26 protein-coding genes and 1 pseudogene are annotated in these 26,145 nt (G+C 48.8%); 15 read left to right on the top strand and 12 right to left on the bottom strand.

What is annotated here, in order from left to right; genetic code table 11:
* Window positions 1–17: 17 nt before the first annotated feature.
* The gene (locus H6G50_RS03135) at window positions 18–1,250 is read right to left on the bottom strand and encodes an anion transporter (RefSeq protein ID WP_242032695.1); all 1,233 of its coding nucleotides are present in this window, start codon (window positions 1,248–1,250) and stop codon (window positions 18–20) included.
* 33 nt (window positions 1,251–1,283) lie between these two features.
* Between H6G50_RS03135 and H6G50_RS03130 the strand changes: the two genes are divergently transcribed.
* Entirely contained in the window at window positions 1,284–2,792 is a 1,509-nt protein-coding gene (locus H6G50_RS03130; RefSeq protein WP_190713226.1) for a UbiD family decarboxylase, read from the top strand.
* Window positions 2,793–2,801: 9 nt separating this feature from the next.
* Complete coding sequence (locus tag H6G50_RS03125) at window positions 2,802–4,100, top strand: phospholipid carrier-dependent glycosyltransferase (RefSeq protein WP_190713224.1); 1,299 nt, start codon at window positions 2,802–2,804, stop codon at window positions 4,098–4,100.
* A gap of 208 nt (window positions 4,101–4,308) precedes the next feature.
* Here the strand turns inward: H6G50_RS03125 and H6G50_RS03120 are convergent, their stop codons facing one another.
* Window positions 4,309–4,716, bottom strand: coding sequence for an AbrB family transcriptional regulator (locus H6G50_RS03120; RefSeq protein WP_190713222.1), 408 nt, complete (start codon window positions 4,714–4,716; stop codon window positions 4,309–4,311).
* A 244-nt stretch (window positions 4,717–4,960) separates the two neighbouring features.
* Between H6G50_RS03120 and H6G50_RS03115 the strand changes: the two genes are divergently transcribed.
* From H6G50_RS03115 to H6G50_RS03080, 9 genes and pseudogenes are all read left to right on the top strand, one after another.
* Window positions 4,961–5,404, top strand: a complete 444-nt coding sequence (locus H6G50_RS03115) for an RrF2 family transcriptional regulator (RefSeq protein ID WP_190713220.1) — start codon at window positions 4,961–4,963, stop codon at window positions 5,402–5,404.
* 117 nt (window positions 5,405–5,521) lie between these two features.
* Window positions 5,522–5,908, top strand: coding sequence for a GFA family protein (locus H6G50_RS03110; protein ID WP_190713218.1), 387 nt, complete (start codon window positions 5,522–5,524; stop codon window positions 5,906–5,908).
* 133 nt (window positions 5,909–6,041) lie between these two features.
* Window positions 6,042–6,503 (top strand): annotated as a pseudogene (folK, locus tag H6G50_RS23790) (2-amino-4-hydroxy-6-hydroxymethyldihydropteridine diphosphokinase); the annotation flags it as partial.
* A gap of 21 nt (window positions 6,504–6,524) precedes the next feature.
* Window positions 6,525–7,076 carry an NUDIX hydrolase gene (locus tag H6G50_RS23785; protein WP_199302694.1) on the top strand — a complete coding sequence of 184 codons (552 nt, stop codon included), beginning with the start codon at window positions 6,525–6,527 and terminating at the stop codon, window positions 7,074–7,076.
* A gap of 211 nt (window positions 7,077–7,287) precedes the next feature.
* The gene (locus H6G50_RS03100; RefSeq protein WP_190713594.1) at window positions 7,288–7,770 is read left to right on the top strand and encodes a hypothetical protein; all 483 of its coding nucleotides are present in this window, start codon (window positions 7,288–7,290) and stop codon (window positions 7,768–7,770) included.
* A gap of 110 nt (window positions 7,771–7,880) precedes the next feature.
* Window positions 7,881–8,222: a hypothetical protein gene (locus H6G50_RS03095; protein ID WP_190713213.1), complete on the top strand. Its 342-nt coding sequence runs from the start codon at window positions 7,881–7,883 to the stop codon at window positions 8,220–8,222.
* A 23-nt stretch (window positions 8,223–8,245) separates the two neighbouring features.
* On the top strand, window positions 8,246–8,716 hold the full coding sequence (locus H6G50_RS03090; protein WP_190713211.1) for a methyltransferase domain-containing protein: 471 nt from the start codon (window positions 8,246–8,248) through the stop codon (window positions 8,714–8,716).
* Between the two features lie 48 nt (window positions 8,717–8,764).
* Window positions 8,765–10,354, top strand: coding sequence for a serine/threonine-protein kinase (locus tag H6G50_RS03085; protein WP_190713209.1), 1,590 nt, complete (start codon window positions 8,765–8,767; stop codon window positions 10,352–10,354).
* Between the two features lie 20 nt (window positions 10,355–10,374).
* Window positions 10,375–10,752: a DUF4359 domain-containing protein gene (locus tag H6G50_RS03080; protein WP_190713208.1), complete on the top strand. Its 378-nt coding sequence runs from the start codon at window positions 10,375–10,377 to the stop codon at window positions 10,750–10,752.
* Window positions 10,753–10,783: 31 nt separating this feature from the next.
* Here H6G50_RS03080 and H6G50_RS03075 read toward each other — a convergent pair whose 3' ends face one another.
* Entirely contained in the window at window positions 10,784–11,716 is a 933-nt protein-coding gene (locus tag H6G50_RS03075) for a Uma2 family endonuclease (protein ID WP_190713206.1), read from the bottom strand.
* A 250-nt stretch (window positions 11,717–11,966) separates the two neighbouring features.
* Here H6G50_RS03075 and H6G50_RS03070 point away from each other — a divergent pair, with 250 nt between their 5' ends.
* The 3 genes from H6G50_RS03070 to H6G50_RS03060 all read left to right on the top strand — a co-directional run bounded on the left by H6G50_RS03070 (window position 11,967) and on the right by H6G50_RS03060 (window position 15,547).
* Window positions 11,967–12,386, top strand: a complete 420-nt coding sequence (locus tag H6G50_RS03070; RefSeq protein ID WP_190713204.1) for a secondary thiamine-phosphate synthase enzyme YjbQ — start codon at window positions 11,967–11,969, stop codon at window positions 12,384–12,386.
* A gap of 99 nt (window positions 12,387–12,485) precedes the next feature.
* On the top strand, window positions 12,486–13,664 hold the full coding sequence (locus tag H6G50_RS03065) for a nucleotidyltransferase family protein (RefSeq protein ID WP_190713202.1): 1,179 nt from the start codon (window positions 12,486–12,488) through the stop codon (window positions 13,662–13,664).
* Between the two features lie 269 nt (window positions 13,665–13,933).
* Window positions 13,934–15,547 (top strand): SpoIID/LytB domain-containing protein, encoded by a 1,614-nt coding sequence (locus tag H6G50_RS03060; protein ID WP_190713200.1) that lies wholly within the window; start codon window positions 13,934–13,936, stop codon window positions 15,545–15,547.
* Here the strand turns inward: H6G50_RS03060 and H6G50_RS03055 are convergent.
* From H6G50_RS03055 to H6G50_RS03035, 5 genes are all read right to left on the bottom strand, one after another.
* Complete coding sequence (locus H6G50_RS03055; RefSeq protein WP_190713198.1) at window positions 15,544–17,229, bottom strand: NAD+ synthase; 1,686 nt, start codon at window positions 17,227–17,229, stop codon at window positions 15,544–15,546. The genes H6G50_RS03060 and H6G50_RS03055 overlap by 4 nt on opposite strands.
* Window positions 17,223–17,555, bottom strand: coding sequence for a hypothetical protein (locus tag H6G50_RS03050; RefSeq protein WP_190713196.1), 333 nt, complete (start codon window positions 17,553–17,555; stop codon window positions 17,223–17,225). The genes H6G50_RS03055 and H6G50_RS03050 overlap by 7 nt, the downstream gene beginning before the upstream one ends.
* Window positions 17,556–17,565: 10 nt before the next feature.
* Window positions 17,566–18,300 carry an NUDIX domain-containing protein gene (locus H6G50_RS03045; RefSeq protein WP_190713194.1) on the bottom strand — a complete coding sequence of 245 codons (735 nt, stop codon included), beginning with the start codon at window positions 18,298–18,300 and terminating at the stop codon, window positions 17,566–17,568.
* Window positions 18,273–18,863: a nicotinate-nucleotide adenylyltransferase gene (locus tag H6G50_RS03040; RefSeq protein WP_190713192.1), complete on the bottom strand. Its 591-nt coding sequence runs from the start codon at window positions 18,861–18,863 to the stop codon at window positions 18,273–18,275. Before H6G50_RS03040 ends, H6G50_RS03045 begins: the two co-directional genes overlap by 28 nt.
* Window positions 18,864–19,007: 144 nt before the next feature.
* Complete coding sequence (locus tag H6G50_RS03035) at window positions 19,008–20,408, bottom strand: nicotinate phosphoribosyltransferase (RefSeq protein WP_190713190.1); 1,401 nt, start codon at window positions 20,406–20,408, stop codon at window positions 19,008–19,010.
* A 162-nt stretch (window positions 20,409–20,570) separates the two neighbouring features.
* On the opposite strand from H6G50_RS03035, the gene H6G50_RS03030 reads away from it, so the two are divergent.
* Window positions 20,571–21,242 carry a hypothetical protein gene (locus tag H6G50_RS03030; protein WP_190713188.1) on the top strand — a complete coding sequence of 224 codons (672 nt, stop codon included), beginning with the start codon at window positions 20,571–20,573 and terminating at the stop codon, window positions 21,240–21,242.
* A gap of 135 nt (window positions 21,243–21,377) precedes the next feature.
* Here H6G50_RS03030 and H6G50_RS03025 read toward each other — a convergent pair whose 3' ends face one another.
* From H6G50_RS03025 to H6G50_RS03010, 4 genes are all read right to left on the bottom strand, one after another.
* A complete protein-coding gene (locus tag H6G50_RS03025) occupies window positions 21,378–22,577 on the bottom strand; it encodes an RNA-guided endonuclease TnpB family protein (RefSeq protein WP_190713592.1) in 1,200 nt (399 codons plus the stop codon).
* A 134-nt stretch (window positions 22,578–22,711) separates the two neighbouring features.
* Window positions 22,712–23,695 carry an adenosine kinase gene (locus H6G50_RS03020; RefSeq protein ID WP_190713186.1) on the bottom strand — a complete coding sequence of 328 codons (984 nt, stop codon included), beginning with the start codon at window positions 23,693–23,695 and terminating at the stop codon, window positions 22,712–22,714.
* Window positions 23,696–23,777: 82 nt separating this feature from the next.
* Window positions 23,778–24,386, bottom strand: coding sequence for a 50S ribosomal protein L25/general stress protein Ctc (locus tag H6G50_RS03015; protein WP_190713183.1), 609 nt, complete (start codon window positions 24,384–24,386; stop codon window positions 23,778–23,780).
* Between the two features lie 181 nt (window positions 24,387–24,567).
* On the bottom strand, window positions 24,568–25,896 hold the full coding sequence (locus tag H6G50_RS03010; RefSeq protein WP_190713181.1) for an adenylosuccinate synthase: 1,329 nt from the start codon (window positions 25,894–25,896) through the stop codon (window positions 24,568–24,570).
* Window positions 25,897–26,145 lie beyond the last annotated feature (249 nt).

The following is a 26,145-nucleotide window of genomic DNA, read 5'->3' as shown; positions in this document are numbered from 1 at the left end:
ACGGCTGCTATTATTTTTTAGGAGTGCAGGATAAAGAAATACGCGATCGCGAGAGTAATTGCTGTCAGCGGTAAGCCTAACCGTAAATGCTCGAAGAAGGTTAATGTATATCCTTTTTTTGCCGCAGCTTCTACGACAATGAGGTTAGCGACGGAGCCAAATAAGGTTAAATTTCCCGCAAGAGTGGAACCGGCAGCTAGCAGCAGCCAAGCTTGGGTATTTTTAGGCAAAATTAGCGGTTGTAGCAGCAGAACAGCGGGAACGTTGGAGATGAGGTTGGAGAGTAGAACGACGGTGCTGAAGATGCCGCTCGAATGACTGAAGAAAGGGGTAAAGATTTGCAGTATATTTAATTTTTGGGTGGCTTCCGCGAGAACGAATAAGCCGGAAAACATAACGAGTAAGTTCCAATCGACTTGTTTGAGAACTCGTTCGGGTTTAAGTCGGCGCGTTACTAAGAGGGCAGCCGCTGCAACGAGGGAAGATTCACCCAAGGGATAGCCTAAAATAAAAGCGATTAAGAGTAGAATGGTAACGGTTAAGGTTTTGTAGAATAGCGGTCGATAAATGTGATGATTTTGGGAGGATAAGGGTGGAAGGGATTTAAAGGAGCGAACTTCAGGATATAAAAGGCATAAAAGAATGATTTGTATGGCGAGTCCGATGAGGGCGATGGGGGTAAGAGCGCGCGAGAATTCGATATAGCTGATTTGGGAAAAAGAGCCGATGAGAATATTTTGGGGATTGCCGCTAAGGGTGGCAACAGAACCAATATTTGTGGCGGCGGCGAGGGCTAAGAGGTAAGGAATGGGGTTGAGGTTTAAGGATACTGTTAGTTGTAGGATTAAGGGGGTACAAATTAGGGCGATGGTATCGTTGAGGAAAAATGCTGAAAGAATTCCGCTACCAAAGGTGAGAATAACGAGCAAACCGAAGGGACTTTTGGCATGGCGAACGAGAAACGCGATCGCAAAATGAAAGAAACCCGAATAACCCAAATGCGCGTTAACGATTGTCATGCTTAACAGGAAAACAATCGTGTTAGCATCGATCGCGTCCCACGCTTCTTTTAAACTGAGAATCGAAAGCGCGATCGCGCCCGCCGCAGCAACTAACGCAATCGTCGCGCGATTGAGGCGAAAACCGGGAATTCTCCCCAAGGCTAACCCGAAATAAGCGATCGCGAGCAGTAAATAACGAAGCAGATTTAACAAATCGCAGCGCCACTCCAACGAGCCGATATCGTACAATATAACTTAAAGGCTTAATAAATCTTAAAGATTATGGCACGCGACTTGCGGGGATTCATCAAACGACTCGAAGAACGAGGACAACTTCGGAGAATTAATACTCTAGTCGATTCTGACTTAGAAATTGCTGAAATTTCCAACCGAATGTTACAAGCCGGAGGCCCTGCACTTTTATTTGAAAATGTCAAGGGCGCATCCTTCCCCGTCGCCGTCAATCTGATGGGAACCGTCGAACGCATCTGCTGGGCAATGAATATGGAACGCCCGGAAGAACTCGAAGATTTAGGTAAAAAACTCGCCCTCCTCCAACAACCCAAACCCCCCAAAAAACTCTCTCAAGTTGTCGATTTCGGTAAAGTTCTATTCGATGTCGTCAAAGCCAAACCCGGACGCGACTTCTTCCCCGCCTGCCAACAAGTCATCGTTAAAGATGAGGAACTCGATCTCAACAAACTTCCCCTCATCCGTCCCTATCCCGGCGATGCCGGTAAAATTATCACCCTCGGACTCGTCATTACCAAAGACTGCGAAACCGGAACGCCCAACGTCGGTGTATATCGCTTGCAACTGCAATCGCACAATACCATGACCGTACATTGGCTATCGGTGCGAGGCGGGGCGAGACACTTGCGCAAGGCGGCCGAAAACGGTAAGAAATTAGAAATCGCGATCGCGCTTGGAGTCGATCCTCTCATCATCATGGCGGCTGCCACCCCCATCCCCGTCGATCTCTCCGAATGGCTGTTCGCCGGACTCTACGGCGGTTCTGGCGTACAACTGGCTAAATGTAAAACCCTCGATCTCGAAGTTCCTGCCGACTCAGAATTCGTCCTCGAAGGTACGATTACCCCCGGTGAAATATTACCCGACGGCCCTTTCGGCGATCATATGGGCTATTACGGCGGCGTAGAAGACTCGCCCCTGATTCGCTTCCACTGCATGACGCACCGCAAAGACCCCATTTATTTAACTACTTTTAGCGGTCGTCCGCCCAAAGAAGAAGCGATGATGGCAATTGCCCTCAACCGCATCTATACACCCATCCTCCGGCAACAAGTCAGCGAAATCGTCGATTTCTTCCTACCAATGGAAGCCCTCAGCTACAAAGCGGCGATTATCTCCATCGATAAAGCTTACCCCGGTCAAGCCCGCCGCGCTGCCCTCGCCTTTTGGAGCGCCCTTCCCCAATTCACCTATACTAAATTCGTCATCGTTGTCGATAAAACCATTAACATCCGAGATCCGCGTCAAGTGGTTTGGGCGCTGAGTTCAAAAGTCGATCCGTCTCGCGATGTCTTTATCCTGCCCGATACTCCCTTCGATACCCTCGACTTTGCCAGCGAAAAAATCGGTTTGGGTGGGCGCATGGGAATCGATGCGACGACGAAAATTCCTCCGGAAACCCAACACGAATGGGGGGAAGTTTTAGAGTCCGATCCCGATGTGGCGGCGATGGTAACGCGCCGTTGGGCGGAGTATGGATTGGGGGAATTGAATGTGCAGGAAGTTGACCCCAATTTATTTGGGTACGAAATTCGTTAGGCTGTTTTAATGAATCGATCGCTCTTTACTCGAACCGGCTGGCAATCTCAACGCGATCGCGATCGATGGGATAAATTCTGGCTGTTGGGATTATTTTTAGCCGCCCTGTTACTCTTCGGTTTAAACCTCGATACCCCTCCTTTAACGCGGGGCGAAGAAGAAACCGTAGCGCAAATTGCTCGAACCATTTTACGGGCAGAAAATTGGGAGTGGGGATGGTTATTTCCCACGCAAAACGGTCAGTTTTTGACGGGTTATTCACCGATCGCGCACGGTACGGTAGCGCTATTCTATCGTTGGGGGGAAACCAACCCGGCGATGACGCGCGCGTTCGGGGCGTTATTGGGGGCAGTTTCGGTGCCGCTTTTATATGCTTTGGCGCGCGAAGCGTTCCCCACTCGGCTTCCTGCGGGGTTTGCCGCTTTAATTTATCTATCCTTTTGGCCAGTAGTGCGCCACGGACGATTGGCGATGTTGGATGGCCCGGTACTGGGCTTGATGCTGCTTGCGGTATGGTGCGCCCTGCGCTGTCGCCGGGATGGGCGTTGGAGTTGGGCGCTAGGGATGGGATTGGGGTTGCTGGCGCTAGTCCAACCGGCAAGCGGTGCGGTTGGGGCGGCGATGGTGCTGGTTTTTTGGGCTTGGGATACGCCCCGGTTGTTGCGATCGCGTTACGTTGGGGCTGGAGTCGCGCTCGGAATTGCGCCCGCACTGGCTTGGTTCCTGGCGGGTTGGCTCGGATGGGGTAATGCGGGCTTTGGCGCTGCCATTGCCCCCAAAATCCTTAGCCCGAGTGCGGTTTTTGGGGCTGCGATCGCCTCGTTACCCCAATTGCCTTTTTGTTGGTCGGGATTGCAACTCGCGCGCGCCAACCGCCCCTGGAGTTGGACGAAACTGCTAGGGGTTTGGTGCAGTTTTTACCTGCTGTTCGTTCCTTTAATCGCCGCGCATTTTCCGATCTCTTTAATGCCGCTATATCCAGCGCTCGCGATCGCGGGAGGAGTGGCTTTGACCGAAGCTTATGCGCCGTCGGAATTCCGACGGTATCCTTGCAGTTGGACGAGGGCTGCGATTGCCACAGCGCTCGGCGTTACTGGATTTTGTAGCTATTTAGCAGGGCGTTGGGGAGCCGATGCAAGTACGATTGTCCCCTTTGCCTCAATTGCTTTTACCCTGGCCGTCGTTGCCGCTTTGCTAGAGCGTCAAGATCGACAATTTGCCGTCCTGCTATTTTGGGGACTTTACATCTCGCTGTTATTGCTCGTTGCTTCTCCCGATTGGACTCGAGATTGGAAATTTTGGATTTAGGATTCCGAAGCGATCGTTAAGCCCGTCGTTCTCTCAGATTTCCTCAAAACAACTTATCAAGAGACGATACGACTCATAGCTTGAGGTTTAATTCATTTCGAGCGCTCAATTATCGATGCGTGCAGTATTAATCTAGGCGAGTAAAAGACCGTGCCTTCCATCGCCTCTCCGGCGCGAGCGAGCGCTGAATTCCCAAATCCTCAATATCTTATTCCTCTTCGTCAATGTCGGCATCGTCCTGACCGACTTGCTTGAGATGAATGTGCTTCCGTCCTAGGGTAATTTCAAATTCATCTCCCGGTTCTAACCCCATTTTTTTGGTGTAAGCCGAGCCAATAAGAAGGTTGCCGTTCGACTGAACGCTGATGCGATAGCTCGCAGAACGTCCCCCGCGTCCGTGGCCGTTAGACGTGCTGTCTAATTCAATTCCCTCCGCATCAATGAGTGCGTTCAGGAACTTCATCATGTTGACTCGTTCGATGCCGTTTTTCGTAACGGTAAAGTAGCCGCAAGCTTTCGCCTTTTCTTCTTTACTCAGGTTTCCTAGCTCGCGGACTTTTTCAACGAGTTCTTCCCCGGTCAAGGGTACGGGGTCACTTTTTTTCTTTTTGTTCATCAACTTCCCTTAAATATCGAGTCTAAACGATAGCTCATTCGGCATTCATTGCCAAACCCATAACGGGGAATGAGGACGAATCGTTCCCAAGTCTGGGTTCGATTCACTTTCTTATCAAACTATATTACACCCCGCAAGTCAATATGAGTTTAAACTCCTTTAAATTATTGTCTAGTGCGAACGGAAAATCGGTCACAATAAATTCAGGGATAATTATCGGACTAGAGCGAGGGAAGGCAAAAAGATGAAACTCACCAATCGCGGACATTACAGCGTCAAGGCTTTACTCGATTTAAGTCTGCAACCTCGCCAAAGTCCGACTTCGGCGGTAGCGATCGCATCCCGCCAAAACCTGCCCGCTCCTTACCTTGAAAAGCTCCTGATTGAAATGCGTCGTGCTGGGTTAGTTCGTTCGGTGCGCGGCGCTCGGGGGGGATATCAACTGGCAGCCGAACCCGCTAAAATTAGCCTGGGACAAATCCTTGCTGCTGTCGGAGAAACGATCGAGCCACTGCCGAGCTATACCCCCGATGTCACCCAAGCGGAAGATTGGGTAACGTACTGTTTGTGGCAGCGACTTCACCAAAAACTTAAAGAATCTCTATACAGTATTACTCTTGCCGAATTGTATTATGATGCTCGGAGTTGGCAAGCGGCCCAAGGGGAAGAAACAAGTTTTGTGGTTTAACTCGGCAAGTCGCGCCCTGCCGGTCGGTTTTGAAGCGATCGCGAATTTTTTTGAGGGGATGTTGGCGGCCGGGAGCAGTCAGTCTCGGATAGAATGTTGAGACCTGAGAACAGATAAATGTTAGAAGCGGTTCAAACTTATGAAGGGGGATGTCACTGCGGAGCAGTTCGCTTCCGGGTCGCCCTAGAACGAAAGGAAGCGATCGAGTGTAATTGCTCGATTTGTCGCAAAAAAGGTTTTATTCATGTCATCGTTCCCGAAGCGCGATTTACTTTACTTCAAGGCGCTCAAATGCTATCGACCTATCGGTTTAACACGGGAATTGCTCGGCATACCTTCTGCCGTAATTGTGGAATTCATTCTTTTTACAGACCGCGATCGCATCCCGATGCCATTGATGTTAATCTCCGTTGCTTCGATGAAGACCTTACGAGCGAGTTTGAGATCGAACCCTTCGATGGAGTCAATTGGGAAGAAAGTATCGATCGCCTGCGGGGAAATTAAAAATTAAAAATTAAAAATGAAGAGATTGCAAGTATCGCAGCGCTTGGGTGGAAGAGAAGCAATTGCACCCGCTGGAGGCGAGAGGGCAGGAGAATTGCGGGAAGGGTACGAACAATTGAGGGCAGAGTTGCAGATGAAATGCGCTATTGGTTTGGGGAGTAATTTAGAAAATTCGTTAGCCATCTTAGAAAGCGCGATCGCGAAATTAAACCAGCACGAAGCCATCGCCGTTGTCGCGCGTTCCAGTTGGTATAAAACCGCCCCCATCGGGCCGCCCCAACCCGACTATATTAATGGTTGCGCGCTGCTCGAAGTTCGCTGTTCCCCCACCGCCCTGCTTGAAACCTTGCTGGCCGTCGAACGCCAATTCGGGCGAGTGCGTCGGGAACGATGGGGACCGCGCACCTTAGATTTAGATTTATTACTATTCGGCGATCGCATCCTCGATACACCCGCCCTACAAATCCCGCATCCGCGCATGAAAGAACGCGCCTTCGTTCTCGTTCCCCTCGCTGAAATTGCCCCCGATTGGAAGGAACCCATTTCCGGAGAGACGACCGCGCAATTACTCGAAGCGGTAGACTGTTCAGGAGTCCATCTCTTCCTTCACCGTTCTATGTCCGCTATCCCCGAACCCCCCAAAATTCTCCAGCAGCGTCTCTTCTATCGCGGGCGCAAATTTAACTTCGATGTCAATCGCCTGCGCCTTCCCAACGGAGCGGAAGGCGATTGGGAGTGCATTCGTCATCCCGGCGGTTCCCTCGGCGTACCCTTCACCGCTGACGGTCAATTAGTGCTGGTGCGCCAATACCGTTTTGCCCTGCAAGGACGACTTTTAGAATTTCCCGCCGGTACGGTTGAAGCGGGCGAGTCCCCCCTTTCTACCATTCAGCGCGAAATCGAAGAAGAAACCGGCTATCGAGCCAAGCAATGGCAAGATTTAGGACGATTCCCGATCGCGCCGGGATATTCCGATGAGTATATTTACGCCTTCCTCGCCCGAGATTTAGAAAAACTCGAACGCCCTCCCGCACAAGATGACGACGAAGATATCGAAGTCGTGCTGATGAGTCCCGAAGAGTTTGAAGAAAAAGCGCGATCGGCAGATATTATCGATGGTAAATCGATCGCGAGTTACTTCCTCGCTCGGCCCTTTTTAAAGGGTTGAATCGCCGCTTGAGCTAAAATAATAGGAATGAGAGCGTAGTGCATCCGTTTTTTAAACATTTTCTGGCAAGATCGGGATTGCGTAACGTAGCCGACGAATTAAAGAATAGATTGCATGAATTTAACAAAACCTTCTTGTTTCGACTCAACGTTTAACAATAATGTCTGTCAGCAGGATCCGCGAGATCGATGTTTCAAGCAAGACAAACGGCATGACGCACAACAAATTCAAGCAGAATACAGAACCGCAGCCTAATTCCGAGGCTATTGTTCTTCGCCTGCAAGCTCGAGAATTATTAGTAGTGAACAGTCGCCGTCGTAACGGCCTGATTATCTACAAAAACTACCACGCCGACTTTGCCGGTCCCGGTGCCGCTATCGGCAGTTTATTCGATGACGATGCGACCTCAGTATTGCCCGTCGGAGATTTATCTTTAATAAAACCTGAAAATTCTAAAGATAGAGAACGCGCGTACTTAATCCGGCGGCAATGGGTTCGCCTGATCAAGCAAATTACCGATCGCGACGAACCGATGCAGCGTGCCAAAATGATTCTCAATCAATTTGAAAATTGGTTTGACGCTAAAACCGCCGCTCAACTCCCGGACGAAGCTTTCGCCCGTTTAGTCGGCGTTTTGCCCAAAACCATCAGCAAAGCTCGGTATGAAAAAGACCGCCTGAGCTTATACGGTTGAACTTTGGCGACAAATTCGAGGTGAGTCTCTGCTTGAGGGGCGATCTTCCCGGAATCCCCTGCGATACAATAGGGTTATGGGTCTCGGCTCGTCCAAATTGAAATAGCGCGATGAAGCAAAGTATTCAATTTTTGGCAACAATAGTCGGTGTTTTGGCAGCTTTGAGCTTCTTTATTGCCTTTTGGCTGTTGGGATACTCCGTTGGCGCTCGTTTAGCGATCGCGGTGACTGCGGGTGTGGCGATAGCTTGGATTTGGCGGGGGTGGAATAGCGGCGAACCCGAAAAGCAAGCTCAACCGCAACGCAAGCGCCAGTCTTATGGCTTTCGTCGTCCTAAGCGTCCGACGATAGTCGAAGCCCAACGGAGCGAAATCCAGCGCAGAAATAAGCGTTCGGGTCGAACGGAGGCAGAAGAAAAGCCACAAACTAACGCAAAAACGGAAGCTAGTTAAGGTCAAAATTTAATCGCTTGTCCGTGAAACAACGCCCGCCCGATATTGGTTTTATCCCAACGCCCGAAGCCGCGATCGCAGCTTTTTTAGAACTTGCTGAAGTGAATTCGCAGGATATTCTCTACGATCTCGGTTGCGGTGACGGACGCATCCTCATTCGCGCCGCTGAGTTGTTCGGAACGCACGGTGTCGGTATCGATATCGATCCGCAGCGATCGCGTTCTGGACGGGAAAAGGCGATCGCTGCGGGCGTTAGCGATCGCGTCGAATTTCGAGAACAAGATTTATTTGAATGCGACTTTAGCGATGCCACCGTTGTTTTTATCTACCTACTCCCTCACCTCAACCTCAAACTGCTTCCCCGACTTTTAAACCAACTTCAACCCGGAGCGCGCCTCGTTTCTCTCGATTTTGACTTTGGCGATTGGCAACCCCAAAAAACAATTTCCTTGCCCATTCCGGAAGAATCAACCCTCTATTATTGGAAAATCTAGTCAAGTTTACCCAACAAATGAAAGTGTCCTAATCAACCGCGCGACGCGATGAACGAGTTCCCCGATTTTACTAGCCTAGGTTATCAAGTTATCGAACAACTCGATCGCAACTTCCAAGGCGGTCGAACGACTTATCGAGCGCTGCAATTAAATACACAAAATCTAGTCATTGTCAAGCAATTTCGATTTGCAACTGAGCGGGGGAACTGGTCGGATTATCAAGCGATCGAGAGAGAAATTGCCGTACTTCAAACGTTAGACCATCCAGGAATTCCCCGCTATTTAGACAGTTTTGATTCGGGGAATGGCTTGTGTTTAGTACAAGAATATAAACAGGCGCGACCGCTGGCTAATTTTCGCGTTCTTGAAGAAAATGAAATTAAAAACCTAGCGCTCAAAATCTTAGAGATTTTAGCTTATTTACAATCGCAAAATCCGCCCATCGTTCACCGAGATTTAAAGCCCGAAAATATCTTAGTCGATGAGGATTTAAATGTTTATTTAGTGGACTTTGGTTTGGCGAGGGCAGAAGATGGCGAAGCGATCGCGGCTAGCAGTTGCATTGCTGGAACCCCCGGATTTATGCCCCCCGAACAATTGCTCGGTCGCCCCCTCACTAAAGCGGCCGATCTCTACAGTTTAGGAGTGACATTAATTTGCCGATTAACGGGGAGGAAATCTTCTCAAATGGGCGAATTGGCAGATAGTCAATTTCGCATCGACGCGATCGCGCTACTCCCACACCTCAACCCCGAATTCGTCGCTGGGTTGCAAAAGCTAATCGAACCCGATGCAAACAGCCGCTATCCGGATGCAAAGACTGCAAAAGAGAGCCTTGCACCGCTTTCAGTTTTGCCCGCGATCTCGCTCAGTCCTGACCTAATCGCCCTGAAAGCCGAGCGAGTTGGCGAACGACTACTGGCTGTAATTGCCCTTCCCGATCGCGCCGCCAACTGGCAAATCGTACCGCAAAGCGATCGCGATTGGCTCGTTGCAGTTCCCCACGAAGACGAACTGCAAATTACTGTTAATACAGAGGCTTTACCCGCTGCAACGACTTACGAACGAAAAATCCTCCTGCAAGCCGATTCCCAGCCCGAAACCTACTGTTTGACGCTGCAAATCGAGACGGCTCCCCCCCCCGCCAATCTCGACGAAGAATCGGCGGGACTGTTATTGCTTGTGGCGATCGCATCCTTTGCCCTCACCGGAATCGGACTGAACTTTGGTGTAGTTACCATCGTCGCGATTTTAGGGGCTGGCGGTTTGCTCGGATTTTTAATGCCCTCGAGAGGCACGAGTGAAGAAATCCCCCCTCTCGGACGCAGTACCGCTAAAGATTTATCGCGTTTAACAGCAGCAGCAGCGGTGGGTTGGAGTTGGGGAATCGCCAGAATTTTTTCCCAATTAGTGCGGCGCGGAAGGGGTAAAATATCGAGCGCGTTACTCTTATCAAGCGCGATCGGATTGGGAAGCAGTGCCGGACTAATGACGAGTATCGGATTTCGCAACCCCCAACTCAATACTCTTTTGTTGGGAACGAGTTTACCGTTTATTCTACTGCTCCTTTCTCCTCTCCTCAGTCCCCAAAAACTACTCGTTCTCCTATTAAATCGCCAGAAAAAACTTGAATCTTGAAAAAATAAGTTGAGAAATTTATGACAGAGCAAGTCAAACGCAAATCTAAATTAAAAACAACGCTCGCACTGATAATAACCGCTATTCCCCTCGCGATCGGTGGCGCATTACTCGCGACCAACCCCAGCAAAGACGATTACGCTAACTACGCTTTAGCGAAAGTGTGCGACTATCCCAACCTTCCCAAACAAGTTGCCGCGCAATTTCAGCAAGCGTGTAAAGGCAGTGTTGCACCCGGTAGCGGACTATTTGGGAGAGATACCCTAAAAAACGCGATCGCCTCCAAAACCGAACAACAAAATTACCTCTTCTTCAGCACCTACAAAACCGAACTCTTCAACCGAAGCTTTACCACCGTCGGCGTTTTCGGGCAATTTGTCACCATCGGCGCTCAGTAAAAATTTTGATTTTAGCTTGATATTACTGAATTTAGGATTCGGGTAAATCGCCGAGTTGCTGGCGGTAGCGTTCCAGTTCTCGTTGCAGTTGTTCGCGCAGTTCTCGTTCCCGTTCGACTTGTTGTTGCGCCACCTCTCGTTGCTGGCGTTCCTGTTCGGCTTGTTGTTGCGCCACCTCTCGTTGTTGGCGTTCCCGTTCGGCTTGTTGTTGCGCCACCTCTCGCAACTGTCGTTCTACTTCTGCTCGTTCTCGTTCGAGTTGAGCTTGTCGTTGAGCTAATTCCCGCAACTGTTGTTCTTGTTCTCGCTGTTGTCGTTCCTCTCTCGCCCGTTGTTGGGCGATTGTCAACTCCTCCTCCGTATCGGCATAGCGATTCCCTTGCTCGTCGAACCAATATAAAACCTCTCTTTTAACTCCCCCAGAATTACGGATGCCCCTGCCGATTCCTAAACCAATTTCTGGCATCCATACGGGTTCTTGAGTCTGCCAATTATATCGGCCATTAACTAACTTATACACTTCTAATATTCGACGACCCTCACCTCCAAATTGCCGAGGATTATAGATAATGTAATACAGCACCCCTAACTGGGAATAAAGAGCTTCTTTACGGCTGTATTCTCCTCCAGGAGTTTGGGAGACAACTTCAAGCGCGAGGATAGGGACGACATTGTTTTCTTCCCACATGACATAACTGCTGCGCGATTCCCCACCTTTGCGCCGTTCGACACCCAAAGCTAAGAATCCGTCGGGGATAATCGGTACTCTGACATTCTTACCCGTCGTGTGGTAAACAGCCATATCCACGCCAAAAAACCAATCTTGGCGCTCTCCCCAAATATATTCGAGGAGAAATAGTAGGAAGTTGGGGATAAAATTTTGTTCTTCGTTATCCACGGGAGTATCGTCCGAACAGGGCAGTTCGGAACTGCTGGGAAGATTTTGAATTTCTGATTGTAGCATTAGAGCGTCCCCCGCTTCTTTCTTTACCTTTAAGTTTAGCAGGTCAAATGATAAAATCTAATAACCATGAGTGCGAAATGACGACTAATGAGTTTCCCTCTCCGCCTTCGCAACCCTTCATTGTCCATTATCCATTACTCAAAATCTTTCATTATTCATTATTAACAACCCTTCATTATCCATTGTCCATTATCCATTATTAACAACCCTTCATTATCCATTGTCCATTGTCCATTATCAATTATTACCCGTGTCTCACTACCAACAAATTATCCGCCTTCAAACTCAAGGAAAATCCATCCATCCCATCACTTCCCCGATTCGGGAAGTCGTCAGCAAATCCGCAATTCAAACCGGACTTTGCACCGTTTTCGTCCGCCATACTTCCGCCTCCCTCATCATTCAGGAAAACGCCGATCCCGACGTTCTCAAAGACTTAGCCAACTTTTTTGCCAAACTCGTCCCCGAAGACGGTAGAAGCTATATCCACGATGCGGAGGGGCCTGACGATATGCCCGCTCACATTCGCTCCGCCCTCACTAAAACCTCCGAGCAAATCCCAATCTCAAACGGGCGTTTAGTCTTAGGAACTTGGCAGGGCGTGTATCTTTGGGAACATCGGACTCGCGCGCATCACCGAGAAATAGTCGTTCATGTCAGCGGCGATTGAACGCGCGATCGGGAACGTACTGCCCGATACCTCAGTCTACAAATTTAAAATTTATACGGGCGTTATGATATTCTCCCATCAGATAAAATTCGATCCTTAATGCCTCCAGAACTCGAACTGCTGCTCTGCTGCGCTCGCACTCAACTTACTCCCGCTTGCAAAGCGCAAATCCGTCAATTAGTTGAAAGCAAACTTGATTGGCAATACCTGCTCGCCACTGCGCAATGGCACAGCCTTACTCCTCTGCTCTATTGGCAACTGAAAACTACCTGCCCGCAAACCGTACCCGCCGAGATTATCGAGCAGCTATCTGTCGAGTTTGCAAACACACTTCAACAGAACCTTTTTTTGACCTCACAACTCATTAAAATCCTCAAAAAATTTCAGGAGCGAAACATAATTGCCGTTCCCTTTAAAGGTTCTGTTTTAGCTGCAACCCTGTATAAAAATATTGCCCTGCGGCGTTTTCACGATATCGATCTTCTCATCGATCGCAAAGACTTTTTCAGCGCTCGAGAAATCTTAGAAGCAGCAGGCTATCGCACGAAGCCCTCCCTCGAACACCGCCAACAGCAACTTAGACTGAGTACGAATTACGAACAAGACTTTTTTAACGAAAAACTTCAGGTCAGCATTGATTTACATTGGGGAATTTCTCCCCCCTTTTTCTCCTTCAACCTGTCCCTCGCCGAACTCCTTCAAACCGATCGTTTCTTAATCATTGCCGGTCATCGCGTCCCAGTTTTATCGCCAGAAAACTCCCTACTCGTCCTCTGTATTAATGGGACAAAAGAAGGCTGGGCGTACCTACAACGCATCTGCGATATTTCCGAACTGATCTGCACGTTTCCCGATCTCGACTGGCAAGAACTGTTCGAGAAGTCGCGACAAGCCAATTGCTTAGATGCCGTGTTACTCGGTCTTTATTTAGCCGGAGAACTCTTGCAAGCACCGCTCCCCAAGTTAGCTTATTTAGAACTCAACCAGCATCCCCACCTCCGCAACTATTATCCGTCCATCCGCCAGCAGCTTTTTGAGACTTGTTCGGCTCGGTTAAAACCCACTCACCTCGCCTACTTTGCTTGGAAGCTACAAAGCGGACTCGGCAATAAATTACATTTCCTCGTCAAAATGGTGCTTCCCCCAAATGAAAGAGATTTAGAGTGGATTTCGCTGCCTCAATTTCTGTTCCCGCTCTATTATCCCCTCCGTTTGTTAAGATTAATTTCAAAGTACGGTTTCAACGGACAGAAGAAAGAATCAATACAGCACAGATAGCGCCACTACATCGCTGTAATCCCAAGCTACCCCGGCTGCTTCGCGGAATTAAAAATCAAAAGTGGGTTGTTAAGGTCATTTCCGTAATTTTGAACGCTAACTGAATGCTCGCCCTCCCGTCCTACAGCCCCAAAAGACCGTGCCGATCAAGCTAAAATGTTAAAATACGCGTACAATTGTCAAACTAGCTAGCCCTAGCAACACGCTTATTTCCTTATTGCTCCTCCTCTCTCACAATGGTTCGCAATAGCATCTTCCCAAACTTGAAAATGAAAGCCAAGCCGCGCTCTTTTGAGCGTAGATTTTTCCCGCTTTTATCGGCTTTTCCCCTCTTGATTTTGTGGGGAGTGACCGTTTCGCTGACTGGAAAACCTGAAGCTCTAGAACTTCAAGTGGGAGTGGTGCAACGCTTTGGCGACGAGCCAACTGATTTGTTAACGCTGTCGAGTACGGAAGGAGATACATTAAGGCTCGAGTTTTTAGCGGGGAATTCTCAATCGCAAACGATCGCGACTAAAACGGTAAAATTAGAAATCAAACCGCAGCCTCAAGCCGAACCTTACTTAAAAGAATGGATCGTTTTGAGCGACCACGCGACTTTTGAAACAGCAGAGGCGAGCGCCAAGCAATGGCGCGAGAAAAATATTGAAGTGGAAATAACGCAGCCCGCCCGCTGGCAAGTTTGGGCGAAGCGCGATGTTTATTCAACGCCTTTGTTGCGGCGCTTGTTATTAGAAGATTTAAAAGCAAAGGGAGAAACTTCTCCTTATTTAAAAAGCGAAGTTGTTAAAGAAATTCCGCAAGTTTCTTTTGCGGTCAATGGATATCGGTATACTCGCAATGAGATTGAAATCACGAGTGCTAAGAATGCCGTTCGAGTGAGTGAAGGAGCAGACGGAAAAAATGCTTATACTTATGGCGGAAGTTTAAAAATTCAACCGAATGCTTACGGCGATTTTACGCTGGTGAATCGCGTCCCATTGGAAACTTATTTGCGGGGGGTCGTTCCCCATGAAATTGGCGCTAGCTCTCCCTATGCTTCCATTGAGGCGCAAACCATTTTAGCCCGCACTTATGCGTTAAGAAATTTGCGCCGATTTAAAGCGGATAATTATCAATTATGCGCGACCGTTCACTGTCAAGTTTACCGAGGTTTAACGGGAACGGCAGAAAGTACCGATCGCGCTATCGCTGCTACCCGAGGGCAGGTTCTCACCTACAACAACGAACTGATCGATGCTCTGTATTCAGCCAATAGCGGCGGTGTAACGGCAAAATTTAACGATATTTGGGATGGGGAAGAGAGACCTTACCTGCAAGGTAAAATTGACGCTCCAACGGCAGTTTGGGACTTGACGAAATCGCCCCTTTCTGATGAAAAAAATCTCCGCCGCTTCTTGAGTTTAAAAACCGGGTTTAACGGTAGCGAAGCAAATCTTTTCCGTTGGGATCGCTCGCGAACGCTGCCTGAAGTTATCGCCGATTTTAACCGTTATTTAGACCGCATCCAACATCCTTTCAATCCGGTTAGTCGTATTGATGCGATTCAAGTGAAAGAGCGATCGCTCTCCGGTCATATTCTCGAGATGGACGTTAAAACCGATAAGGGAATAGTGCAACTGCATAAAACTGAAGCGAGAAGTGCCTTTGAACCGCCGCGAAGCTCCTTATTTTACGTCGATCCGATTCTCGATGCGGACAAATCGCTTAAAGGTTATCGCTTCGTAGGCGGCGGTTTCGGACACGGTGCGGGGATGAGTCAGTACGGTTCTTACAATCTGGCAAAATTGGGCTGGACTTCAGCCCAAATCCTGCAATTTTACTTCCCCGGAACGACGTTAGAACCCTTGAATGATTCGATTGTTTTTTATCCGGAAAATTAGGAAAACCGACAGGCAATCGGCATCCGCCAACCCGTTCCAAAGGCGCGATCGGTAATTTTGAGTCCCGGAGGCGCTTGACGGCGTTTGAATTCGGCGCGGGCGACGAGGTGGGCGACTTTGTTAACGGTTTCGGGATCGGCACCGGCGGCGATAATGCGATCGCTTCCTTCGTGTCGATGTAACATCCGCTCTAAAATATCGTCGAGAACTTCGTAGGGCGGTAAGGAATCGCGATCGAGTTGTCCCGGTTTGAGTTCGGCGCTGGGGGGTTTGCTTAATATATGGGCTGGGATCGTTTCGCCGCGACGATTTAACCAGCGACAGAGGGAATAAACTCGCGTTTTGGGGACATCGGCGATAACGGCTAATCCGCCGTTCATGTCGCCGTAAAGGGTACAATAACCAACGGCGATTTCGGATTTATTGCCGGTGGAGAGTAGGAGGTAGTTAAATTTATTGGCGATCGCCATTAATATGTTGCCCCGAATTCGCGATTGCAAATTTTCTTCGGCAATGCCAAATTCCGTTTCGGCAAAGAGCGTTTCTAAGCCGAGATCGTAGGCTTTCATTAAGTCGGCGATCGGCAGTTTTTGGGTTTGAATTCCGAGGTTGCGAGCTAGCGCGATCGCGTCGCTAATGGAATGCTCGGAACTGTAAGGAGAGGGCATTATAACTCCCAATACATTCTCTTTGCCTAACGCAGCAGCAGCAATCGCAGCTACGAGGGCGGAATCGATACCACCGCTCAATCCCAGTACAACTTTAGAGAATCCGCATTTATGGGTGTAGTCGCGCACGCCTAACACTAAGGCTTGCCAAATTTCTTCGTTTTCGCTTTCGATTAACGGAAGGAGCGCAGTTTCCTTTAAATCTCGTTTTTCGAGGTTGTATTCAAGGATAGCAAAATCGGTTTTAAAGGCTTGCATTCGGGCGATGGTTTGTCCGGTACGCGCGATCGCAAAACTACTGCCATCAAAAATTAAATCGTCGTTTCCGCCCACTTGGTTGGCATAAATAATCGGGACGCGGTAGCGAGTCGCGCTATACCCGAGCATAGCTTCTCGCAACTGCTGCTTGTGGACGCTATAGGGAGAAGCCGAAAGATTGACGATTAAATCAACGCCTTGCGTTACCAAGTCTTGGATGGGATTCGCTTCGTAATTCCGCTGCCCCCAAAACCCTTCATCGTTCCATAAATCTTCGCAAACCGTCACTCCTATTTTAATATAGGAACGAGCAGCAACTTGAACATCAAGACTGAAAAAGTTACTCTGGCGGCCCGATTCAAAATAACGATCTTCATCGAAGACATCATAGGTCGGTAACAAGCGTTTATGGAAGATTTTTTGAACTTGACCCCCTTCTAAGAGCGCAATGCTATTGTAAAGCGGTTTTTCTCCTTTAGCAGCGGCATTGTGATTCACATCGAGCGTTCCCACTAAAACGGCAACAGCGGGCGGTAACTTCTGGGCGAGGGCAGCTAATTGCTGCGAAGTTTTATCGATGAAACCTGGATTAAACAATAAATCTCGCGGCGGATACCCACATAAAGAGAGTTCTGGAGTCAGCAACAAACGAACGCCCTCTTTTTCCGCAACTTTTGCTGCTTCTAGGATATTTTCTGCGTTCTTGCTGAGGAAACCAATAGTTGGATTAAGCTGTGCAATTGCGATTTTTAGCATTGATTTAAACCTATCCTCTTCTGTTGCAAAATTTCAAGAACTCGTTCGTTATTTTCCGGTGTAATAACTGTTTTTACCCATTCACCATCATCAATGACAATACATTTGGTTTTCCAAGGACGCTTGGGATCGAAGGGATACCATTCTGGCGTAAAGCCCATACCCCAAACTCTTCCGGAACCGCTCAAAAAGTTTATAGACTCTTCTCGAACGCTCCGAATTTTTGAGTAAGGAATGCACTTATCCCCAATCGGAAAATAATACCAGTATAGAGTGATGAATTCGTCTTCGCAAACGAGGTATTGGTCTTGATAAAGAACAGCCATAACTTGTCGGTTAAATGAAGACTAAAGGTTTATCTTTCAATGGCTCGAAAGCTTCAGCATCAAAACGATATAAAGTAGCGGGACGACCCGCACCACGCGAGGCTTTTTGTCGGGTACTGGCGAGAATTCCTAATTTTAGCAAGCGGGCGCGAAAGTTGGAATAATCTGAGAAGTTTTCGCCGAGAATGGTACTGTAGAGTTGGTAGACATCGTTGAGTGTAAAAAATTCAGGCAGAACATCAAACGCAATGGGGCTGTATTCGAGTTTGTTACGCAAGCGATGATATCCATAATCAAGAATTTTATTGTGATCGAAGGCGAGTTGGGGAACGTCTTTGAGAGGATACCAAGCTGTCGTACTCGCTTCGCGGGCGATCGGTTCGACTTCTTCAAAGCGGGCGAGCGCAAAGTAGCTAACGGATAAGTAGCGCACGCCGAAACTATCGGGAGATTCTCGAGGATCCCGTCCGGGATTACCAAAAGTATAAAGTTGCTCGAAGTAGAGGTTATGAGCGCGGATTCGTTCGGCTAAAATACGGTGGGCGGCATCTTCTAAAGATTCTCCAATTCTAACTAAAGTTCCAGGCAAACTCCAGGAACCGACGAAGGGTTCGATGGGCCGTTTGACGAGAAGCACGAGGAGACGATTGGCTTGAGTATCGACCGAGAAAATGACATGATCGACTCCTACTTTAAAGTCAGCGATTTGTTTGGGATTTAGCGAGTTGATGCTGCTTTCTGCCATGCGTATAACTGCTCTTGATGAATGTAGTCTTCGATCGCGGCGGGAATGGCGGCAATCTGGGTACGATCGCGGTAGGCGGTAGAAGATACCGGAGGCGGTGTGAAATCTGCGATCTTATATTTTCCCCCCAAATGTTCTAACTGTTGCAAGCTTTCGGGCGCGATCGCATATCCTTGGCGCGGTACAATGAGTAGCTCGACTTGTTGCAAAAAGTCTCGGGCGCGATACCAACGCGGTAATTGCACGACTAAATCCGCTCCGAGGGTGAAAATCAATTCTACGCTATCTCCCCATTTTTCCCTCGCTTGTTCAATGGTTTCGATCGCTCTGGGGCTGCTTAATTCCTGATGGAGGTTGATATTTTGACGCGGAGTCGTCAGTTCGAGCAGTAGCAGTTGCAGCATCGTCGTGCGACGATCGAGGGGTGTTTGTTGCGATTTTAAGGGATTATCCGATGCCCAAACTGCAACTAAATCGTAGCGATCGCTAAGCCATCGTAAAATCGCTTTATGACCTTCAGTAGGCGGATCGGCGCTGGTTCCAAATAAAGCAATTTGAGTCACTGTAATAATGGATAATGGATAATGGATAATGGATAATGGATAATGGATAATGGATAACGAAAAATCAAGAAAGATTAAGAGTTTTAGATAGGTCGTATAAGCAGAAGCGCCCCCACTTTAAGTTAGTACCATTCCACTAATTCACTATTCATTATTCATTAATCTGTCGCGAACGCGATCGGTTAATTGCTGCAATTGCGGGGAAATTTCCACCTCAACCGGAGTCGGATTGTTGAGTTGGCGAGCGTGGGGCGGCAGACTGGCGACAGAGGAGAGGGCGCGATCGCGAATTTCCGCTATACTTTCACAAGCATACAGTCGTTCTCCCTTTGCCATCACCTGTTGCAACAACGCCCGTTCGCCCGCTTCTGGTGCTTCCGAAGCCAAACCCAAGCGATCGCGTCCTTCCCCCCGAAACACCTGCTTGCAGCCGGGATACGTCATTTTACCGCTCGCCTGCTTCATTGTTGGCATCCCCTCAATCTCCACCAACTTATAAACCCCATTAACCGGACTCCCCGTAACTAATTTAGTCCCGATTCCATAACCGTCGATGCAAGCACCTTCCGCTTTCAAGCGCGCAATCTCCCACTCATCGAGATCGCCGCTGGCAAAAATTGTCGCTTCCGGTAACAGCGATCGCACTTTTTTCGACAATTCCACTAAATCGCCCGAATCCAAACGCACCCCCTTCACCTCCTGCTTCTGTTTTGCCAGACGTTCGGCTGCCGCAACCGTATCGTAGGTATCAATTAACAGGGGCGCGCCGGGGAAATAACGCCCAAAAGCCGCAAACGCCTCATCTTCACTCCCCGCCACCGCATTAAACGCCATCACCAAAGCATGAGCCATCGTTCCTGCCGGTTTCTGCCCCAACTTCAACGCCGCCAGCACGTTGGAAGTCGCATCCAAACCGCCCGCTAGCGCCGCTCTCGCCGCCCACAGCGCCCCTTGCGGACTAAAAGCGCGGCGCGTGCCAAATTCGAGCAGGTGCGCCTCCGATCCTGCAATATCGCGCATTCGGGCAGCCTTAGTCGCAATGAGGGTTTGGTAGTTAATCGCGTTAAGCAGGTAAGTTTCTACCCATTGCGCTTGCCACAAGGGAGCTTCAACCCGTAGGAGAGGTTCGTTGGCAAAGACTGCCGTTCCTTCGGGAACTGCCCAAACATCGCCGGTAAAGCCTCCCGAGGCGAGTAACGTCCAAAAATTAGCGGGGGCGCGATCGAAGATTCCGGTTGCTTGCAACGCCGCAATCCGATCGGCACTAATGCACAAATTATTTAAATAGTCAAGAGCTTGTTCGAGGCCCATCGCAATCAGATAGCCAAAACTCTCGGGCAATCTGCGGACGAATAACTCAAAGCTAGCGCGCTTTTCTGCCAGTCCTTCGCCGACGTAGCAGGCACTCATCGTGAGTTGATAGAGATCCGTGAGGAGGCTGCAATCTTCTGGGGCGAGGTTCAACTCGGCAGGGAGGGTGCGAGCGATCGCACTCGCTGGGGAATGCTTGTGAGGTAACGCTTCGCGGCTTACAGAAGGTGACATAGAATTAATTATGGTGACTTTAACTAAATATTATAGTGATTATCACCAAAAATGTCATCTCAGATGGCTTGAGTCGCTAATATTAGCGATACTTAAGGCTTGTATGCTGGTTTCACTAAACTTGAGAAGTTGAGGATGTCAACGAAGGATGGCTTTGTAGCTATGGCATTTGAATTAGACCATCTCTTTATCTGTACTGACATTGGCGCTGGCGAAGCCGAGCGGCTAGTATCCCTCGGTTTGGTGGAAGGATCCTCTAATACGCATCCCGGACAGGGAACAGTCAATCGCCGCTTCTTTTTCCACAACGCCATGTTGGAGTTATTGTGGGTTCATAATTCAGAAGAGGCGAAATCCGAGCTAATTCGTCCCACTCGTCTTTGGGAACGATGGAAAAATCGAAATGATGGTGTCTGTCCGTTTGGGATTTGTCTGCGTCCGGTTGAGGGTTCGGGTGACACCGTTGCATTTTCGAGTTGGCCCTATCATCCGCCTTATTTACCTCAAACCTTGAGTATCGATGTCGCAAAGAATAGCGATGTGTTGACCGAACCTATGCTATTCCAGACTCCATTCGCTCAGCGTCCAGATCGATACCCTGTTGAAAAGTTACAACCTTTGAATCACCCGCTTGGTTTGCGCGAAATAACTCGTGTAGCGTTGGTTAGTCCTGCTGCACGTCATTTATCATCCGAACTCCAAGCAGTTGTCGATACCGATCGAATACAACTGCGGGTAGGGGTTGAATACTGTATCGAGCTTGGGTTTGATGGAGAAGTGCAGGGGAAACAAGTAGATTTTCGACCTGGATTGCCGATGAAGATGAGTTGGTAGGGTTAAGTTGCTACCTCTGCTTGTAAATTGAATTTTCGATCGACGAAAAAGATTCTTTGTCGCAACTTCAAGCCTTCAGCAATTAACCCCTATGTTGACATCCTCCCCAGCCAGTCGGCATGGGGATTCCAAGAATCACTTCTTGGATTTCCTCTTTCCACGACTCGGCTTACTTTGAGAAGTTTCCTCACCAAAGCAGAGGTCGATGTCTCCAGAGGCGTGAGTTCCGATGTGTCCCACCGTACTTAATCCTTTTAAGAGTATGTTTCTCGCAGCATTCCAATCTCTATCTTGCGTATGCCCACAATGATGACAAATGTGAGTTCTGACACTAAGAGTTTTTTTGACAACTTGGCCGCAATGAGAGCAATTTTGGCTGGTGTAGTGAGGTGGCACAGCGACAGTGACCACACCAAAAACCTTACCAAAATACTCCATCCAAGTCCGAAAAGCTGTCCAAGCTGCATCGCTAATCGATTTAGCCAGATGCCGATTTCTGACCAGATTACGCACCTTCAAATCCTCATAAGCTACCAAGTCGTTAGACTGGACTACGCATCTTGCCAACTTCACGACAAAATCTTTACGCTGCCTGCTTACTTTGAGGTGCTTTCTTGCCAGTTTATTTCTCAACTTAGCTCGATTTTTCGACCCTTTTTGAGTCTTAGACATCCGACGAGAGAGACGCTTGAGAGACTTTTCACTTTTTCTCAGATGTCTTGGGTTTTCAACCTTATGCCCGTCGCTATCGGTATAAAAATGAGTCAGCCCGACATCCAACCCAATAGTTTTAGATGTCGGTTCTCTTTTTTCGAGTCGCTCTTGGTCGATACAAAACTGCGTGTAGTAGCCATCAGCACGACGAACAACCCTGACTCGTTTGATTTGCTTTAACGGATAGAAGTGCAAGTCGCGGGTTCCCCACATTTTAAAAGTTCCCGCTCCAAAACCATCGCTGAAAGTAATATATCTACGGCAATCAGAAAGTTTCCAGCCCGTTGTTTTGTACTCAACAGAACCGTGTGTCTGTTCTTTCTTGAAACGTGGATATCCTTTCTGAGGTTTGTTTTTCTTGCAGTTGTCAAAGAATCTAGCTATTGCAGACCAAGCACGTTCTGCGCTAGCTTGTCGAGCCATCGAATTCAGCTTGGATGCCCAATCAAACTCTTTGGCTAATACAGCACAATATGCGCTCAAATCGTATCGTCCGATGTCGCGGTTATCCATCCAGTATCTCAGGCAAGAATTGCGGACGAAACGAGCAGTACGAATAGCATCATCAAGCTTGCCATACTGTTCTTTCAATCCCTCAAGTTTTGCCTCGAACACCAACATAGTTACGTCGCTGTATCTGACGTAATCCATGCTAGCACAGAGCTAGAAAAGCCGTCCTAGATGGTTGCTGAGCTTGTCGAAGTAAGGACGTAGCTCTAGACCCAAAATTTTGGTAATCCTCTGTCGATCGCGCTCTATCCCTTGAGGGCTTGAATTTCCTCGAGGGTCAAACGCGGCCCGAAACAGGTGACAACTTTAGCGGATGCAGCAGATGCTAAAGTTCCTGCTTCGGTATAGTTCATGCCGTGGGTAATGCCGTAAAGAAAAGCGCCTGCATACATATCTCCCGCACCAACGGTATCGATCGCATCTACTTTTGTCGGCGCAATTTCTAATAGTTCTTGCCCGTCATAAACTAAAGAACCTTTCGCACCGCGAGTAATGGTGAAGTTCTTGGCGATTTGTTTAAAATGCGCGATCGCGTCCTCTAAGTTTTCGCTGTCTGCCATCTTCAAGGCTTCGCTTTCATTGGCAAAAATTAGGTCTAAACCAGAATCGATCATTTCTAATAAGCCGGGTTTGAAAAATTCAACCATGTTGGGGTCGGAGAGCGACAGCGAAACTTTTACGCCTGCCGATCGCGCGATCTCTCTAGCTCGAATTGCAGCTTCTTTTGCGGTCGGCGAACTAACTAAATATCCTTCTAAATAGAGGTAATCGGAGGCTTGTAGGGCTTCAGGAATTAATTCCGTCGGTGCGAGGGTGCTGGTAATCCCGAGGAAGGTATTCATCGTGCGATCGGCATCGGGCGTTACCATCACCAAACATTTTCCCGTAATACCATTCTCTCGTTCCTGGGTTTGTAAATTTGTTTCTATGCCCCAGCCCAATAAATCTTTTAAATAAAAGGAACCGGTTTCGTCGTCAGCGACTTTACAAGAATAAAAACTTTTGCCGCCGAATTGACTAATAGCAACCATTGTGTTTGCCGCCGAACCGCCACAACTTTGCTTGCAAAAATGTCCATCTAATCGTTCGAGGACGTGATGTTGGCGCTCTTCATCCATCAAGGTCATTACGCCTTTATCGATGTTAAGTTCTTGCAACTTTTCAGGAGTGACTTCATACTCCATATCAACCAAAGCATTGCCGAGACCGTAAACGTTGTATTGATTCATGGTGAAGATTGTAAAAATTATAAAAACGAAAAACCCAGGCAATGCCTGGGAAAAGCTCGAAAATTCACAACGCAGATCGCGCTTATTCTGCTACTTCTACGGGAGCAGTTTCTTCGGGGGGAACTTCTTCGCTGGGGGCGACAATACTAACGACCGTTGCTTCGGGATCGTCCATCAGTTTTACGCCTTCAGGCAAGCTGATTTCACCGGCTGCGAGCGATTCACCCAATTCGAGTTTAGAAACATCGATTTGGATGGATTCTGGAATGCGATCGGGCAGACATTCTACAGCGAATTCGGTAAACATTTGTTCGAGAATACCGCCGCCTAATTTCACGCCGGGAGCGGTGCCGACTACTTCAACGGGAACGGTGACTTGAAGGCTACCGTGACCGGCAACAGCGAAGAAACTGAGATGGTAAAGGTCTCTTTTCCAAGGGTGGGATTGAACTTCTCGGATTAAGGCTTTTCCCTGCCAAGAAAGCTCGGGAACTTTAAGATCGACTAGGGTGTTATTAATTTGGGCTTTTTTAAGCAGGAGTTCGGCATCTTTGGTTTTCATGACCAAAGACATCGATTCTGCTCCTTTATGACCGTACAGGACGGCAGGTAGAAGTCCCTCGCGACGCAGGGCGTTCGGTTTGCTTCCTTCGGGACGTTTTTGACAATCAACAGCGACTGAAACTGACATGGAATTGTAGGTTTTAGGTTTTCGGTTTTAGGGTATGGGGAATGGCGAACAATTTCTTTGAGAATTTAAAACTCAACAGCGCGATTGGAAATGACGAGGAGGCCTCGCTGTCCAGAGCGCTCAAAATTCACACATCGAAAATTATCCATTGTCCATTGTCCATTATCAATTAATCTCCTGTCTAAGCAGGAACGCTGCTCGGAGAAAGCAAAGCGCGTTTGGGCCCGTGGATGGGATCTTCGACGATGATGGTTTGGTCGCGACTCGCTCCGAGAGAGACGATCGCGATCGGAACTTCCATCAGTTCGGCGAGGAATTTTAGGTAGTTAAGGGCGGCTTCGGGCAGATCTTCGAGGGTGCGACAGTTGGCGGTGGATTGCTGCCAGCCCGGTACGGTTTTGTAGATCGGTTGGCATTTGGCAAATTCGCGGGCGCTGCTGGGGAAGCGATCGCACGTTTTGCCCTCGATGTCGTAGGCGACGCAAACTTTGATTTCTTCGAGTTCGTCGAGGACATCCAGTTTCGTAATCGCCAGACAGTCGAGTCCGTTAATGCGAACGGCGTAGCGACCGATGACCGCATCGAACCAGCCGCAGCGACGGCGGCGACCCGTCGTCGTCCCGAATTCTGCACCGCGATCGCACAACAGTTCTCCCACCTCTCCGTGCAGTTCGGTCGGGAAGGGACCTTCGCCGACACGGGTGGTGTAGGCTTTGGCAACGCCGATGACGCGATCGATAATCGTCGGACCGACTCCCGCACCCACGCAAGCGCCGCCCGCAATGGGGTTTGAGGAGGTGACGTAAGGGTAAGTGCCGTGGTCTAAGTCCAGGAGCGTTCCTTGCGCGCCTTCAAATAAAATATTTTTGCGCTTTTTAACGGCATCTTCGATTTTTAGGGAACTGTCGATGACGTGGGGACGCAGGCGCTCGGCATAGGCGCGATACTGCTCGAGGGCAGCCTCAGCGTCCAAAGGCGGCAGACCGTATAATTTTTCAATAATGGCGTTTTTGGTATCGATCGCGTACCTCAAGCGATCGCCCAAACTTTCCGAGTCCATCAAGTCGATGACTCGAAATCCGGTGCGTTCTACCTTATCGGCGTAGGTCGGACCGATACCCCGTAGGGTGGTTCCGATCTTGCGATCGCCCAGTTTTTCTTCTGAGGCGCGATCGACAATCCGGTGGTACGGCATCGTTACGTGAGCCGTTTGGGAGATAAACAGGCGATCGGTTGCTACGCCTAGCGCTTCGAGTCGATCCATCTCTTCGATTAAAGTTCCGGGATCGATGGCAGTTCCGGAGCCAATAATACAGTCGGTATCGGGGTATAAAATGCCAGAAGGAATCAGGTGGAGTTTAAAGGTTTGTCCTTTCACGACCACCGTGTGTCCCGCGTTCACCCCCCCTTGGTAACGCACGACCACATCTGCCGACCGACTCAATAAGTCAGTGACTTTACCTTTTCCTTCATCGCCCCATTGAGCGCCGACGACAATAACGTTAGCCAAGGGTCTTTCGTAGAACGCGATAAGTTTTCACAATCTACCATTATATCTTATCTATACGCATAGAGTCAAGAACCAAGAGGGGGACTTGGGGAGTTGGAATTGACGAAATTTTAAGAGGAAGACAGAGTGAAGGATGTACTATATCACTGCTCGCCGATCGCTGAATTTCCTCTTCCCCAATTCCCTCGATCTATGAGAGACTAAAGGCATTTCGCCCCAGCCCCATTCGACCGAGATTGAGGGGACACC

Source organism: Oscillatoria sp. FACHB-1406 (assembly GCF_014698145.1).
In the GTDB taxonomy this organism is placed as follows: domain Bacteria; phylum Cyanobacteriota; class Cyanobacteriia; order Cyanobacteriales; family Spirulinaceae; genus FACHB-1406.
The sequence above is the reverse complement of the archived record's forward strand: the minus strand, read 5'-3'. Positions and strand labels throughout refer to the sequence as shown.